The sequence below is a fragment of the Burkholderia sp. Bp9031 genome (genome assembly GCF_003857965.1).
Lineage (GTDB): Bacteria > Pseudomonadota > Gammaproteobacteria > Burkholderiales > Burkholderiaceae > Burkholderia > Burkholderia ambifaria_A.
In genome coordinates, this window is record NZ_QTPW01000002.1 from 398,036 (window position 1) to 413,095 (window position 15,060).

At 68.4% G+C, this 15,060-nt stretch carries 13 protein-coding genes and 1 pseudogene; 5 read left to right on the forward strand and 9 right to left on the reverse strand.

Features of this window, described 5'->3' with window-relative positions; translation table 11 throughout:
• Positions 1–56 precede the first annotated feature (56 nt).
• From DIE15_RS04990 to DIE15_RS05015, 6 genes are all read right to left on the reverse strand, one after another.
• Positions 57–1,265, reverse strand: a complete 1,209-nt coding sequence (locus DIE15_RS04990; protein ID WP_124832534.1) for a phosphotransferase enzyme family protein — start codon at positions 1,263–1,265, stop codon at positions 57–59.
• Positions 1,266–1,300: 35 nt separating this feature from the next.
• Positions 1,301–1,912, reverse strand: coding sequence for a nicotinamide riboside transporter PnuC (pnuC, locus tag DIE15_RS04995; RefSeq protein ID WP_124832535.1), 612 nt, complete (start codon positions 1,910–1,912; stop codon positions 1,301–1,303).
• Positions 1,913–1,971: 59 nt separating this feature from the next.
• Positions 1,972–4,203 carry a TonB-dependent siderophore receptor gene (locus tag DIE15_RS05000; RefSeq protein ID WP_124832536.1) on the reverse strand — a complete coding sequence of 744 codons (2,232 nt, stop codon included), beginning with the start codon at positions 4,201–4,203 and terminating at the stop codon, positions 1,972–1,974.
• A 528-nt stretch (positions 4,204–4,731) separates the two neighbouring features.
• Positions 4,732–4,935, reverse strand: a complete 204-nt coding sequence (locus DIE15_RS05005) for a DUF2970 domain-containing protein (protein ID WP_006750787.1) — start codon at positions 4,933–4,935, stop codon at positions 4,732–4,734.
• Positions 4,936–5,067: 132 nt separating this feature from the next.
• Positions 5,068–7,122 carry a pyridoxamine 5'-phosphate oxidase family protein gene (locus tag DIE15_RS05010; protein WP_124832537.1) on the reverse strand — a complete coding sequence of 685 codons (2,055 nt, stop codon included), beginning with the start codon at positions 7,120–7,122 and terminating at the stop codon, positions 5,068–5,070.
• 39 nt (positions 7,123–7,161) lie between these two features.
• A complete protein-coding gene (locus DIE15_RS05015) occupies positions 7,162–7,806 on the reverse strand; it encodes a glutathione S-transferase family protein (protein ID WP_124832538.1) in 645 nt (214 codons plus the stop codon).
• A 127-nt stretch (positions 7,807–7,933) separates the two neighbouring features.
• Here DIE15_RS05015 and DIE15_RS05020 point away from each other — a divergent pair, with 127 nt between their 5' ends.
• Positions 7,934–8,860, forward strand: coding sequence for a LysR family transcriptional regulator (locus DIE15_RS05020; RefSeq protein WP_057925795.1), 927 nt, complete (start codon positions 7,934–7,936; stop codon positions 8,858–8,860).
• 230 nt (positions 8,861–9,090) lie between these two features.
• Positions 9,091–9,354, forward strand: a complete 264-nt coding sequence (locus tag DIE15_RS05025; protein ID WP_057925796.1) for a fucose-binding lectin protein — start codon at positions 9,091–9,093, stop codon at positions 9,352–9,354.
• 310 nt (positions 9,355–9,664) lie between these two features.
• On the opposite strand, the gene DIE15_RS05030 is transcribed toward DIE15_RS05025, so the two are convergent.
• Entirely contained in the window at positions 9,665–10,321 is a 657-nt protein-coding gene (locus DIE15_RS05030) for a TetR/AcrR family transcriptional regulator (RefSeq protein ID WP_124832539.1), read from the reverse strand.
• A gap of 87 nt (positions 10,322–10,408) precedes the next feature.
• Here DIE15_RS05030 and DIE15_RS05035 point away from each other — a divergent pair, with 87 nt between their 5' ends.
• Genes DIE15_RS05035 through DIE15_RS05045 form a run of 3 tightly spaced genes read left to right on the forward strand, consistent with a single transcriptional unit; the run spans position 10,409 to position 13,888 of the window.
• Positions 10,409–11,335, forward strand: coding sequence for an SDR family oxidoreductase (locus DIE15_RS05035; protein ID WP_124832540.1), 927 nt, complete (start codon positions 10,409–10,411; stop codon positions 11,333–11,335).
• Positions 11,332–12,894, forward strand: coding sequence for an NAD(P)/FAD-dependent oxidoreductase (locus DIE15_RS05040; protein ID WP_124832541.1), 1,563 nt, complete (start codon positions 11,332–11,334; stop codon positions 12,892–12,894). The genes DIE15_RS05035 and DIE15_RS05040 overlap by 4 nt, the downstream gene beginning before the upstream one ends.
• Positions 12,895–12,901: 7 nt before the next feature.
• Complete coding sequence (locus tag DIE15_RS05045) at positions 12,902–13,888, forward strand: alpha/beta fold hydrolase (RefSeq protein WP_124832542.1); 987 nt, start codon at positions 12,902–12,904, stop codon at positions 13,886–13,888.
• Positions 13,889–13,971: 83 nt separating this feature from the next.
• Here DIE15_RS05045 and DIE15_RS05050 read toward each other — a convergent pair whose 3' ends face one another.
• Both DIE15_RS05050 and DIE15_RS38005 read right to left on the reverse strand, forming a co-directional pair.
• Positions 13,972–14,370 (reverse strand): carboxymuconolactone decarboxylase family protein, encoded by a 399-nt coding sequence (locus DIE15_RS05050; RefSeq protein ID WP_057925801.1) that lies wholly within the window; start codon positions 14,368–14,370, stop codon positions 13,972–13,974.
• Positions 14,371–14,739: 369 nt separating this feature from the next.
• Positions 14,740–15,060, reverse strand: a pseudogene (locus DIE15_RS38005) (highly repetitive protein); the annotation flags it as partial.

Sequence of the window (15,060 nt, forward strand, 5' to 3'; positions counted from 1 at the left end):
CCCCGTAGCGGCATCGCGTCGCTACGGGTCATTCATACAATGAAGCGATTCGCGGCTCAACTGGTCCCGCGCTTGGTCCGCATGCGCAACTCGAGCCAGTCGAGCAGTTGCCGCCCGTCGCGTTCGCCGAACCATTGAGCATGCCCGATCAGATAACCGTCGTACGCCACGTCGACGATATCGGGCGCGTTGACGATACAACCGAAATACGCGACCTCTGACAGCGCGAACTCCGTATGCGCGATCGGCAGCATCGCGACCAGCGCCGCATACGCATCGTCGCTCAGCGGTTCGAGCGACTCGTAGCCGTCGAGCAGCGCCGCGATCTGTTCGTACTCGACACGGCGCGCATCGGCCGGCGCCATCCAGTCGACCGTGTTGCGCTCGATCGCGAGCGCGAGATCCATCACCGCGCAGGTACGATCCGACAAACCGAAGTCGAGCACGGTCCGCACCTGCGCACCGGGCCCGGCGTCGGTCCACAGCAGGTTCGACGCATGCCAGTCGCCATGCGTCCACAGCGGCGGCAACGCTGGCAACAGCGGCACGAGGCGCGCGTGATGCGGGCCGATGACGTTCGCGACGTCGCCGCGCCAGTCGCGCGCACCGAGCGCCTTGACGAGCAACGGTTGCGCCGTGACCCAGCGTTCGAGCGCACCGGCTAGATCGCTCGACGACAGCACGCGAAAACTCGACAGCAGCGGGCGCACCGGCCGCGCCGGCGCATCGTAGCCGGCCGACGCGCGATGCTGCTCGGCCAGCGCGCGGCCGGCCGCATACGCATGCGAAGGATGCGTGAACGGCTTCCACGACATCACGCCGCGATACACGTCGACACCCGGCGCGACCACGTGCACTTCATACGTCCAGTCGCCGGATGCGAACGCGGTTGCGCCGTCGCGACCGGCGAGCACGTCCGCCACCGGCACGCCGTGCGCGCGCAGATGCGCAATGAAGCGATGCTCTTCCTCGAGCCCGGCGACGTCGCGCAGGCTCACGTGATGACGCTTGACGAACAGCGCGCGCTCGTCGGTCGTGCGCGCCAGCACGGCCGCCGAGAACGGCCGCGGGCTGTGCCACGTGAGGCGCGCGGGCGCGCCGGCGCCGTCGATCCGCGCGAGCACGGCCGCGACCTCGTCGTGCGTCATCAGCGGCCAGTCGCGTTCGGCCTGTTCGCCGTCGACGCCGAACTGCGGCGGCGCGACCTCGCGCGCCTGCGCGGCGTCACGCGATGCCGGCGCATCCGGCTCGAGTGGAAATGACATGAACGACGTAGCTCCGTAGTTGAATCGGCCGCGAATCAGCCCGCCGGGCTCGCGCTCGCGCGCAGCGCGTCGGCGGTCCGGCTCCAGTCGCGCCAGCCGACGACGGCGAGCGCGATGAACAGCGCATAGAGTCCGGCCGTCAGATACAGTTCCTTGAACACGAACATCCCGACGTACACGACGTTCACGACGATCCACAGCCCCCACGACGCGATGTAGCGCCGTGCGGTCCAGTATTGCGCGACGAGGCTGAACGCGGTCAGCGACGCATCGACGAACGGCAGCGCCGCATCGGTCCAGCGCGCCATCATCCCGCCGAGCAGCGCGCTGCTGATAACTGCCGCGATCAGGTCGGGCAGCATCTGGCGCGGCCGCACGCCGGTGACGGGTGCGACGTCGCCTTGCGGTGCCGCGCCGCCGCTCGCCTCGAGCGTACGCTGCGCGATCCAGCGGCGCCAGCCGTACACCTGCAGCACCGCGAACGCGCCCTGCAGCAGCATGTCGGAATACAGCTTCGCGTCGAAGAAGATCCAGCCGTACAGCGCGACCGACGCAAGCCCGACCGGCCAGCACAGCATGCGCCGCTTCGCGGTCAGCCAGATCGCGAGGGCGCTGACGGTCACGCCGGCGATTTCGAGTGGGGACATCGTCTGTACTCTCCTGGTTGGCTGCCGGGGCCGCGCATCATGCGGCCGGGTCCGGACGATCAGAAATCATAGGTCAACGACACGCGCGCGGTGCGCGGCGCGCCCGGGAACAGGTACGCGTCGCCCTGCTGCTCGCCCGCGTCACGCCAGTAGAACTTGTTGAACAGGTTGTCCACCGACACGCGCAGCACCGTGCGATGGCCCGCGATCTTCGTCGTATAGCGCGCGCCGAGATTGAACACGAACCACGACGGCACGCGCGCGGTGCCCTCTTCGTTCGCGTTGCGGCCCGCGCTGTACTCGACGCCGCCGAGCATGTTCAGGCCCGCGACGCCCGGCACCGCGTAATCCGCGTACAGCGACGCGCGCAGCGCCGGCACGTTGATGATCTGGTGTCCTTCGTATGCTGGCGAACCCGAATCGTACGCACGGGCGCGAATCGCCGCGACGCTGGCCGTCAGCCCGAGCCGCTCGGTCACGCGTCCGGCCGCACCGAGCTCGATCCCCTGATGGCGCTGCGTGCCGCGCTGCGCGAACGTGTAACTCGTGCCCGATGCGTCCGGGTCGGCGAACTGGAACGGCTTGCTGATCGAGAACACGGCGGCCGTGAGGCTCAGCCGATCGAGCCAGTCGTATTTCGCGCCGAGCTCGAACTGATGCGATTCGACCGGCGGCAGGAAAGCATACGCGTTGGTCGCGCGCACCGGCGCCTGGTCGCCGAGCGACAGCGCCTTGCTGTACGACGCATACAGCGACAGCACGTTCACCGGCTTGTAGACGAGCGCAACCTGTGGCAGGAACACCGAGCGGTCGGTATGCGTCGCGTCGCCGTCGAGGCTGCTCCAGCTACGCTGGCGCAGCAGCACTTCCTTGCCGCCCGCGAGCACCTGCCAGTGCTCGCCGATGCTGACGCGGTCGAGCCCGAACACGCCGTACTGCCATGAATCGAGCTGCGGATACGACGGCCCGGCCGTGTTCGGCGACGGCGCGAACGCGACGTCGGGCCCGTAGATGTTCTCGCTGCCGACGTAGTCGTATACGGCGTTCGCCATGTGCACGGCGCGGCGCTGCACGCTCACACCGAGCGTCAGCTCGTGGCGCAGCGGGCCTGTTGCAAACTTGCCCGTCGTCACCGCGCGCAGATCGTCGTTGCGGCGGTATTCGCCGGGGCTACGGAAATCGTACACGTCGTAGTCGCCGTTCGCGCCGAAGAAGAACGGCGACGTCGTGCCCGCCGCGCAGCTCGCCGCGTAATAGCAGCCGTACGCGAACGCGCTGTTGTCGTCGATCATCGTGCGGCTGCGGCCCGCGGCGATGTAGGCCTTCCAGTCGTCGTTGAACTGGTAGTCGAAGCGCGCGTTCAGGTTCAGCGCGTCGGTCGTCACCGGCTTCGCCCACGGCTGCGTGCCGAGCGCCTTCGACGTCGTGTTGACGGACGGCACGACGGTGCCGCCGAGCAGCTGGTAGCCGGGCGCGGAACGCTGGATCCACTGCTGGAATTCCGCATTGAGCTGCAGGCTCGCGCGCGGGCTGATGTCCCAGTCGGCGGCGATCGAGCCGAACGTGCGCCGTCCGTTCGTGCCGTCGATGTAAGAGTGCATGTTCTCCTTCGCGGCATTGATCCGGAAGCCGAACTGATTGTCGGGGCCGAAGCGGCGGCCTAGATCGACGGCCGCCGACGTCGAGCCGCGGCTGTCGACGCCGGTCGTCACGCTCGCGACGTTCGCCGAGCGCTTCGTCACGAAGTTGATCACGCCGCCCGGCGCGACCACGCCGCTGTCGATGCCGGCCAGCCCCTTCAGGATCTCGACACGCTCCTTGTTCTCGAGCGGCACGTTCTGCTCGCCGGACACCGTCAACCCGTCGATCCGGATCGCGCTCGCGAGATCGACCGGAAAGCCGCGGATCGCGAAGCCTTCGAAGTAGCCGACGGGCGCATAGTCGTTGACGACCGACGCGTCGTTGCGCACCACGTCGCTCAGACGCTTTGCCTGCTGATCGTCGATCTGCGCGCGCGTGACGACGCTGACGGAGGCCGGCGTGTCGCGCAGCGGTGCGTCGTCGAGCCCCGCGACCGACGCTTCGCGCGCGCGAAACGCGCCGCCGCGCTCGCCGCTGACCGTGATCGCCGGCAGCGTCGCGCTGCCGGCCGCATCGGCGTCCGACGCCGGTGCGTCGCCCGGTGCCGCGGCGGCCTGCGCCGCGAAAAGCGTGATGCCGAGACCGACGCCAAGCCCGACCTTCGCGCGCCGCCGCCGTGCAGGCGACGCTGTTGTTCTATTTACCGTCATTGTTCTGGATGGAAAAACTCGCCACTCGACCCTGTCGAAACTCTCGAAACGCTGGAAACGCGTTACGCGTTACGCAGCTGCGAAGCGCGACCTCGCGCACGGACCCGCGACGGTCTCGGCGAACTGCCGAGCACCTAGGTCGACACGACATTCATCAAACGAATCAGACGATCGGGCCGCAAGCGGGCCGATCGATCGGGAAAGCGCAGGATGGGACATCGGATGCCGGTGACGCACCGGGCGCCGACGCGGCCGCCGATCCGTGGATCGGGTGCGTGTCGGGCGGCCGGCGGCCTCGCGTGGTCTTGTCATGCGGGGGACGCTTCGAACGCCGCGGCGCGGGCGCCGGGCATCTGCGTGCGCCGTTCGTCGGAATGGCGGAATGCCCGTCGCGCGCGACAGCGCGGCGTGGCGCGCATTTTACCCCGGGCGGGGCTGGCGGCCGAGGGATCGGCCGAAACGGGACGCGGAAGGCGGGAGACGGGAGACGGGAAGCGGGCATGACGACCCGCACGGTTCAGCGGATGCTCAGAACCCCTGCATCGTCACCGTCGGATCGACGACCAGATGAACGACGCCGTAGATCACCGCACCGACCAGCACCGCGAGCACGATCGCGACGAACGGCAGCAGCGTGAAGTTGACGTTCGCGAGATCGGATGCGTGCGCCTTGCTGTTGCGTACGCCGAAGAAACTCCACAGAACCAGGCGGATCATGCTGAACAGTTTCATGGTGTTGCTCCTTTTCTCTATCGGTTGACGCTATCGTCGATCCGACAGGCCTCCGGAAAAAGAAGCAGTTGCGTGCGGTTTTTGCGCAGCACGCGTTGTGCGACGGCATGTCGCACGGTTGTCGCACGCGCGTCAGCGGTCGAGCACGAGCGGCTCCGCTGTACCGTCTGCGGGCCGCGCGACGCACAGTAGCGCGCAGCCGGGTTCGACCGCTGCGTCGTACGCCTGCATGTAGTCAACCGCGCCGGACAGCACGCGCGTCGCGCACGTGCCGCACGACCCGGACCGGCATTCGGACGGCACCGCCACGCCCTGGCCTTCTGCAAATTCGAGCAGCGTGCCGTCGGCGGGCGTCCATGCAACCTCGCGCCCCGTGCGGCGGAATACGACGGGTACGCTTGCAGCCGACGGTGCTCTGCTCGCGCGGGTCGCACTGCGCACGACACTCGACGGTCCGAACGCCTCGAAGCGGATACGCTCGTCCGGCACGTTCAACGCGCGCAATCCGTCGTACAAATCGCGCATGAACGCGGACGGCCCGCACAGGTAGAAATCGTAGTCGTCGAACGGCAGGATGCGCTTCAGTTGCGCGACGTCGATGCGGCCCGGTCGCGCCGCGCCGTCGCGTTGCGGCCGGCTGTCGAACCAGTGCAGCGATACGCGTGCGTCGGCGTCCGCGATGCGCGTCAGTTCCGCCGCAAACGGTCGGTCAACCGTGTCGCGCGCGCCGTGCACGAACACCACGCGGCGCGACGGTGCGTCATCGGCCAGCGCGCGGCGCAGCATCGCGAACATCGGCGTGATGCCGATGCCGGCCGACACCAGCACGGCCGGACGCGGGCTCGCAACGTCGAACATGAAGCGGCCGCGCGGCATCTGCGCATCGAGCGCCATCCCGGCACGCGCGTGGTCGTGCAGCCAGGCCGATACACGTCCTTCGCGCTTCACGGTGATGCGGTAATGCGACGCGCCGGGCGCATCGGACAGCGTGTAGCTGCGGATCGCCGGCGCATCGCTGTCCGGCAGCGCGACGCGCAGCGTCAGATGCTGTCCGGCTTCGTAGGCCGGCAACGCGCCGCCGTCCGCCGGTTCGAAATGAAACGAGCGGATCGCGCGCGCTTCGTCGACGATCTTCGCGATGCGCAGCGGGCGCCAGATGGCGGGCGATGTCGATGTGGATGCAGATGCCGCCGGCACAGCCGTGACAGCGGAACCCACCGCCATCGCCGCAAACTGCGGCGCCCGCTCGACCGTCGACCACCGGAACGGCAGCACGCCCCGCGTGCGCCGCACTTCACGCACATGAAACCGCACGACCCGCTGCGCGCCGTCGAACGACGCGACGAGCGGCCCGTCCCACACGATCTCCGCATCCGCGGCGACATACAGCAGGTCGCCGCTGTCGAAATCGACGAACAGCAGCCCGGCGCGCGGATCGTGCTGCAGGTTGCCGAGCGTGTTGAAGAAGCGGTTGCCGCTGAAATCCGGCGTCGTCAGCGTGCGCGCGTCGTCGACGTGCACGAAGCCCGGCATGCCGCCGCGATGCGACACGTCGGCGCCGCGCGCGGCACCCGCACCAGTCGACGTGTTCGCGCTCGCGACGAAGAACGTATCGGCCTGCGCGAGCAGCGCGCGATCCGCGTCGCTCAACCGGTCCGACACCTCGGCCTCGTCGGACGCATCGCCTTCACGCGGCACGAACGTGGGCTTGCGGCCCTGGATGTACTTCGCGCAGTTGCCGAAGCTCTGCGCGACCGCGATCGTCAGCGCGTCGCCATCGACCGCACGCACGACGCCGTTCACACGATTGCGCCGGCGCGTGTCGAACTCGATGCCGAGCCCGCCGAGCGGCGCACCCGGCTGCCACGCACCAGCCAGCGGATCGCCGGGCAGCGCATCGCCGTCGATGCGCAGCGTGCGCGCGTCCGGCGTCGTCACGAAGCCAGGCATCCCGACCCGCAGCGTCGCCCACGGCTGGCCGTGCACGTCGACGCCGCCGAGCACGAAAAACGGCAGTTGCGCAAAAAACGTCCGGTGCTGGTCCGGCATGAAGCGACGGATCCCGCGCCGGCCGGCCGCGCCCGCGGCCTCGGTCACGCCCGCGCGCCGCTGCACGGCGAGCTCGCCCGCATGAAACGGTGCAACGTCGAGTTCCCAGCCCGGTACGGTGGCGGTCGGCGCGGTCATCGTGTTCTCCCGGTAAAGGCGTGTCCTGGCCGCGCAGCGTCAGGCAGCGAGCAGGCCGGCGCGGGTCGGCTGCATGCCGACGAAGCCGGGCAGCGCCTCGACGCGCGCGAGCCACGCACGTACATGCGGATACGGTTCGAGCGACACGCCGCCTTCCGGCGCATGCGCGATGTACGTGTAGGCGGCGATATCGGCGATCGTCGGCTGCGCGCCCGCGGCGAACGGCTTGCCGGCGAGTTCGCCGTCGATCGCGGCGAGCACCTTCGCGGCCGTGCGCTTGGCCGCGTCGTGATCGAGCGGTGCGCCGAACACGGTGACGAGCCGCGCGGCCGCCGGCCCCGATGCAATCGGCCCGGCCGCGTACGACAGCCAGCGCTGCACGGTCGCCGCGCCTGCCGCATCGTCGGGCAGCCAGTGCGCGTCGCCGTAGCGCTTCGCGAGATAGACGAGGATCGCGTTCGAATCGGCGAGCACGGTGCCGTCGTCGTCGATCACGGGCACCTGGCCGAGCGGATTGAGCGCGAGGAACGCGGGCTCGCGCTGCGCGCCGGCAGCGAGGTCGACGTCGACGACGTCGAACGGCAGCCCGAGCAGCGACAGGAACAGCCGGACGCGATGCGCGTGCCCGGACAGCGGGAACGAATAGACACGAACCGGACGGACGGGCTTGCTGGCGGCTGGCATGAAAAGGCTCCTGGATCTCGCGCCGCCGGGAATCGGCGACGACCAGCCCCCAGCGTAGCGCTCGCGGTTCGCATCCAGAAGACGGATAATCGCTGAAACATTATCCGCCCTCATAGGACAATCGACGATGGCCGATCTGCGCGACGTGAACCTGAACCGGCTGGCGATCTTCGTCGCGGTGGTCGATGCCGGCTCGCTGACGGCCGCGGCCGAACGGCTCGGCCTCGCGAAGACGGTCGTCAGCACGCACATGCAGCGCCTCGAATCCGAGATCGGCGCGAACCTGCTGGTGCGCACCACGCGCCGGCTGAGCGTGACCGATGCGGGGCGCGCGTTCTACGACGCGTGCCGCGACATCGTGCGCGCGACCGAGACCGCGCTCGACGCGGTGTCGTCCGACGCCGGGCCGCTGCGCGGCACGCTGCGCGTGAGCGTGCCGATCGACTACGGTGCGCTGGTCGTCGCGCCGGCCATCGTCGCGCTGCGCGACGCGCATCCCGGGCTCGACGTCGAACTGGTCGCGAACGACCGCATCGTCGATCTCGTCGCGGACAATCTCGACGTCGCGATCCGCATCGGCCGCCTCGCGGATTCGAACTATCGCGCGGTGCAGCTCGGCGAATACGAGAAGTGGCTGGTCGCGAGCCCTGCGTTCGTCGCGCGGCACGGCCTGCCGCGCGATCCTGACGGGCTCGCCGCGCTGCCGTTCGTGATGCTGTCGACGCTCTCACGCCCGCATTCGCTCGAACTCGACGATGCGCGCGGCGGCCACGCGTCGGTGCGTTGCGTTGCGCCGGTCGTGTCGAACACCGCGACGGCATGCCGCGCGATCGCGCTCGCGGGCGGCGGCTTCGGGCTCCTGACGGATTTCTCGATCGCGGAGGACGTCGCGGCCGGCCGGCTCGTGCGACTGCTGCCCGCCTGGCGCTCGGCGCGGGCCGGGATTCACGCGGTGTATCCGTCGACGCGGCTGCCGTCGCCGAAGGTGCGCGCGTTCATCGATGCGATGAAGGCGAGGATCGGGGAAACGGGGCCGGCGGCAGCGGCGCGCTGAACCCCCGATCGCGGAACACGCCGGACGCGGATCGGGTGCGTGATGCCGTGACGCGCTTCAAAGCCGGTCTCACCGGCTTTTCTCATGCCGAATCAATTGCACCATTTATTCACAAAAAATCTCATATTGATTTTCGAGATTTTCCACTAACCTTATTCCCGGTAATACGCCGAATTGCGTTTACCGAAGCGCTTCAATTCTCCGCTTTATTACAATCAAGGAGTTTGAACATGCAAACCGCAGCAATTTCATGGGGAAGCACGCCGTCGATCCGCGTCTACACGGCCAACGGCAACAAGATCACCGAGCGCTGCTACGACGGTTCGAACTGGTACACCGGTGCATTCAACCAGGCCGGCGACAACGTGTCGGCAACGTGCTGGCTGGTCGGAAGCGCGGTCCACATCCGCGTGTACGCAACCAGCGGAGGTTCGACGACCGAGTGGTGCTGGGATGGCGAAGGCTGGACCCGAGGCGGATACACGGGCTCGTAATCTCGCGTCCCGCCAGCGCGACACGTTCCGCGCGCAATCATGGCGCAACGTCAATTTTCATTGACGTTGCGTCTTCATTTTTAATTTAAAATTCCGATCAGCGATATTTGCAATCCAGCAATCCAACAGAAATATCCATAATGAAAGTTTCGTGAAATTCTGCGCCTTGTTAATACCGATCCATACCCGATAATTACCAATACGGATTGCGCGAGAATTCGCCAAGGCGAGACTCGAATCAACATCGCGATATGCGCCCGGCCGGCTTCGGACCCTTCATTCCGGCTCCCGCCATCCGCGTATCCCTGAGCTACCCCTCTTCCCGCAACGTTCCCAGCAGCACCTTCCTGCAACTCGCGACCATCTGCGCCTCCGGATCGCGATACCCGGTGAGCAGCCACGCCGCGCCGACGTTCGTCATCGCACCGACCAGCGCGAGCCCGACGAGCCGCTGCTCGGTCCGCTCCGCGGGTGTCACGGCCTCGCGCGCCGCGCCGAGCGCCATGATCAGCTTGCCGAAGTCGATCAGCATCCGCTGGTACGTCATGTCGGTATCCGCGCTCACGCCCATCACCTCGAGCAACAGCACGCGCGCCGCGCACGGGTCGCGCAGGAAGCCGAAGAACGCCGCGAGCCCCGCGTCGATGCGCTCTCGCAGGTCGCCACCGCGCTCGGCCACCGCCCGCGCGACCGCGTCGTGCAGTTGCTGCGCGTGATGCAGGTAGGTGCAGCGCAGCAGTTCCTCGGTGCTGTCGAACGCCGCATAGAAATAGCGGTCGTTGAGCTTCGCCTCCTGGCAGATCGACCGCACGGTCGCCTTGCGGAAGCCGACCGTGCCGAATACGCGCGTCGCCGCGCGGATCAGCGCGTCGCGCCGCTCGGCGGCCCGTACCTCGGGCGCGACACCGCCGTACGCCCGCCCCCGTTTTTCCGTTTCGAGTGCTTTCTCCATTTCGCTATTTGACATCAGGACACCCGAAAACTAAAGTGGTGACGAACAACACCACAATAAGCGCGCCGTCGGCGCAGCGCAAGCGGAACGGGAGGAACGACGATGAAGGGTTTTTCCGGCAAGGTCGCCGCGATCACGGGCGCCGGTTCGGGCATGGGCCGCAGCCTCGCGGTCGAGCTCGCGCGGCGCGGCTGCGAGGTCGCGCTCGCCGACGTCAACGATGTCGGGCTCGCCGACACGGCGGCCGCGTGCGCGCAGCACGGCGTGCGCACGAGCACGCGGCGGCTCGACGTCGCCGACCGCGACGCGGTGTTCGCATGGGCCGATTTCGTGCGCGCCGAACACGGCAAGGTCAACCTGGTCTTCAACAACGCGGGCGTGTCGCTGGCCGCGAGCGCCGAGACCGCGCGTCTCGCCGATCTCGAATGGATCGTCGGCATCAACTTCTGGGGCGTCGTGCACGGCACGCAGGCGTTCCTGCCGCATTTGCGCGCGTCGGGCGACGGGCACGTGATCAACACGTCGAGCCTGTTCGGGCTCATCGCGATGCCGACGCAAAGCGCGTACAACGCGACCAAGTTCGCGGTGCGCGGCTTCACCGAGGCACTGCGGATGGAACTCGAACTCGACAGCGCGCCGGTCAGTGCGACCTGCGTGCATCCGGGCGGCGTCGCGACCAACATCGTCGACGCGAGCCGCGTCGACACCAGCATCCGCGCGCTCACCGGCCAGGACGAAGCGACCCACCGCCGCCAGGCGAACCGCCTGATCAACGCGACGACGGCCGACGATGCCGCGCGGCAGATTCTCGCCGGCGTCGAGCGGAATGCGCGCCGTGTGCTGGTCGGCGCCGATGCGCGCCGCCTCGACAAGATCGCGCGCCTGCTCGGCGCCGGCTACCAGCGGCTGATCCTGCGCCACGTGCGCCGCACACGCGCCCGCAATCTCCGCACGAAGGACGTCCCCGCGGGAGAACGCGCGCACCCTACGGCCGCGCTCCCGACCACGCCGGCCAAGGATCCCGCATGACCTCGACGACGACCGACCGGCGCGACGCGCCGTCCGCCTGCGGCGACAGCCGCGACCTCGACGTGCTGATCGTCGGCGCCGGCCTGTCCGGCATCGGCGCCGCGTACCACCTGAAGAAGCGCTGCCCGCATGCGAGCGTCGCGATCGTCGAGGCGCGCGATGCGATCGGCGGTACCTGGGACCTGTTCCGCTATCCCGGCATCCGTTCGGATTCCGACATGTTCACGCTCGGCTACAGCTTCCGCCCGTGGCACAGCGACAAGGCGATCTCGGATGGCCAGACGATCCTCGACTACATCCGCGATACCGCACGCGCGTACGGCATCGACAAGACGATCCGCTACGGCCAGAAGGTGGTCGCGGCCGACTGGGATTCGAACCGCGCGCGCTGGACGGTGCGCATCGAGCGCACGCGGGACGGCGCGCTCGACACGCTCGTCTACACGTGCCGCTTCCTCTATATGTGCAGCGGCTATTACGACTACGATGGCGGCTACCTGCCCGACTGGGCCGGCATGGAATCGTTCGAAGGCCGCATCGTGCATCCGCAGCAATGGCCGAAGGACCTGTCGTACGCAAACCGGCGCGTCGTCGTGATCGGCAGCGGCGCGACGGCCGTCACGCTGGTGCCGTCGATGGCGACCGATGCGCAGCACGTGACGATGCTGCAGCGCTCGCCGACCTACATCGTGTCGCTGCCCGCGCGCGACCGGATCGCGAACGCGTTGCGCCGCGTGCTGCCGTCGCGGCTCGCGCACCGGCTCGTGCGCGTGAAGAACGTGCTGCTGACGATGTACCTGTACAACGTGTCGCGCCGCAAGCCCGAGCGGACGAAGCAGTTCATCATCCGCGCGGCCGGCCGGCAGCTCGGCCCCGGCTTCGACGTCGCGAAGCATCTGACCCCGCGCTACATGCCGTGGGATCAGCGCGTGTGCCTCGTGCCGAACGGCGACCTGTTCAAGTCGATCCGCGCGGGCCGCGCGTCGATCGTCACCGACGAGATCGAGCGTTTCACGCCGACCGGCCTGCGGCTGAAGAGCGGCCAGCAGCTCGACGCGGACGTGATCGTCACCGCGACCGGGCTGAAGGTGAAGATGCTCGGCGGCGCGCGCGTCACGGTGGACGGCCGCGCGGTCGACCTGCCGCAGACCGTGTCCTATAAAGGAATGATGTACAGCGACGTGCCGAATCTCGCATCGTCGTTCGGTTACACGAACGCGTCGTGGACGCTGAAGGCCGAGCTGATCGCGCGCTACGTGTGCCGGCTGCTCAACCACATGCGCGCGAACGGCTACGACACCTGCGTGCCGCGGCTCGGCGCCGGCGATCTCGGCGACGTGCCGGCGGTGAACCTGAGCTCGGGCTACATCCAGCGCGCGGCCGGCATCCTGCCGAGGCAGGGGCACCGCAAGCCCTGGAAATTCCACCAGAACTACGTGCTCGATCTCGCGTCGCTGAAGTTCAGCGGGCTCGCCGATTCGGCGATGCGGTTCGAACGCCGCGCGCAAGCCGGCCCGGCCGCCGCGCCGGTTGCCGAACCCGTACTCGAAACCCGTTGAGGCCGACATGAGCCATACGCTCCATCTGATCCAGAACATGCTGCTCGGCGTCGTCGCGGTGCTCGCCGCGCTCGCGCTGTTTTCCGGCTACATCGCGCGCCGCGTCACGCGCGCGTTTCCGCCCGAAGGCCGCTTCGTCGACATCGGCGGCGATCGCATCCACTACGTCGAGTACGGCAGCGGGCCGCCGCTCGTGTTCGTACACGGGCTCGCCGGGCAGTGGCGCAACTTCGCGTACCTGCCGCTCACCCGGCTCGCGCAGCATCATCGGGTGATCCTCGTCGACCGGCCCGGCGCCGGCCGCTCGCTGCGCGGCGCCAGTTCGCAGGCGAACGTGTTCGCGCAGGCCCGCACGATCGCCGCGTTCATCGACGCGCTGAAGCTTGAGCGCCCGGTGCTCGTCGGCCACTCGCTCGGCGGCGCGATCGCGCTCGCGGTCGGCCTCAACCATCCGGAGCGCGTGAGCCGGCTCGCGCTGATCGCGCCGCTGTCGCACGAGCAGACCGAGCCGCCGGCGCCGTTCAGGCCGCTGATGCTGCCGTCGCCGCTGGTACGCCGCTTCGTATCGTGGACCTTCGCGGTCCCGCTGACGATCCTGACCGGCCGCAAGGCCGTCAGCCAGGTGTTCGCGCCGGAAGCCGTGCCGCGCGACTTCCCGGTAAAGGGCGGCGGATTGCTCGGGCTGCGCCCGCACGTGTTCTACGCGACGGCGACGGACCTGCTGTCGGCGCCCGTCGACCTGCCCGCGATGGAGCGCCGCTATGCGGACCTGTCGCTGCCGGTCGACGTGCTGTACGGCCGCGCCGATCCGATCCTGAACTGGCGCGCGCACGGCGAGGCGCTGGCGAAGAAGTCGGCGCGCGTGCGGCTGACAGTCGTCGAAGGCGGGCATATGCTGCCGGTCACGATTCCGGACGCGACGGCGGACTGGTTGCTCGACGTCGCCGCCGCGCCGGTCGATGCGCCGGCGCAGGGTGCGCACGTCGAGCACTGATCGTCGTCGGGTGGACGGGGCGGCCGCGCTGAGGATAGCGGCGCCCCGGGGTCGCGGTACGGCCGCCGATCACGGTGCGCCGGTCAGGCTTCGTCGTCGGGCAGCGACAGCCCGAGTTCCGCGATCACCTCGCGCGCGCTGCGGAATGCCTCCACCGCGGCCGGCGCGCCAGCATACAGCGCGCTGTGCAGCAGCACCTCGCGGATCTCGACGAGACTCGCGCCGTTGTTGAGCGCGCCCCGCACGTGGCCCTTCAGCTCCGTGCTGCGGCCGAGCGCCGCCAGCATCGCGCAGGTGCAGAGGCTGCGCGTCTTCAGGTCGATTCCGTCGCGCCGCCAGGTGCTGCCCCACGCGTGTTCGTTCAGCCAGTTCTGCAGCGGACGCGAAAAGCCGTCGAGGTCGCGCATCGCGCGCTCGACGAACGCCTCGCCCATCACGTCGGTGCGTCGTGCCTTGCCCTGTTCCCTGTCCTGTTCGCTCATGTCCGTGTCCTGTCTGAAGTCGTGGCCGCTTCGGCGTCGCCCGCGGCCAGGTGGGTTCGCGTCATGTTCAGCGCGTCCGGACCTTTCGTCAAAGATGCGGCGCTCGGTTTGCCGCCATCGGCGTGACGCCGAGTCGAACGCTACGTAACATCCGGCCGCGCGTTACGGCACCTTACGGGAACATCGCAGCGGTCGCACCGAGCCCACCTGGCACGCCCGTCTCGCGAAACCGCCATTCCTCCGTTTAAATCGCGCCGATATTCCCGATTCCCGCAACAAAACGCGGGGGCATTGCGCGGGAAATGTCATGGCGCGGAATTTGCAGATGTGGCCGGGACACATTTCCAATGTCGAGGCCACCATGCATCATTACTTCAAGAAAACGACGGTATCGCTGGCCGTCCTGTCGCTCGTCACACTGTACGGTTGCGGCTCGGTCGACGGACCGGTCACGCCGTCGATCAAGCCGAGCACGTCGGGAACGTCCGGCACTTCGGGGACTTCCGGGACGTCGGGCGGCGGCTCGTCGGGTACGTCAGGCGGCGGTAGTTCGGGGACTTCGGGTTCGTCGGGCAGTTCCGGTACGTCGGGTACCTCTGGCACTTCCGGCACTTCCGGCACTTCCGGTACTTCCGGTACTTCCGGTACTTCCGGTACTTCCGGTACTTCCGGTACTTCCGGTACTTCCGG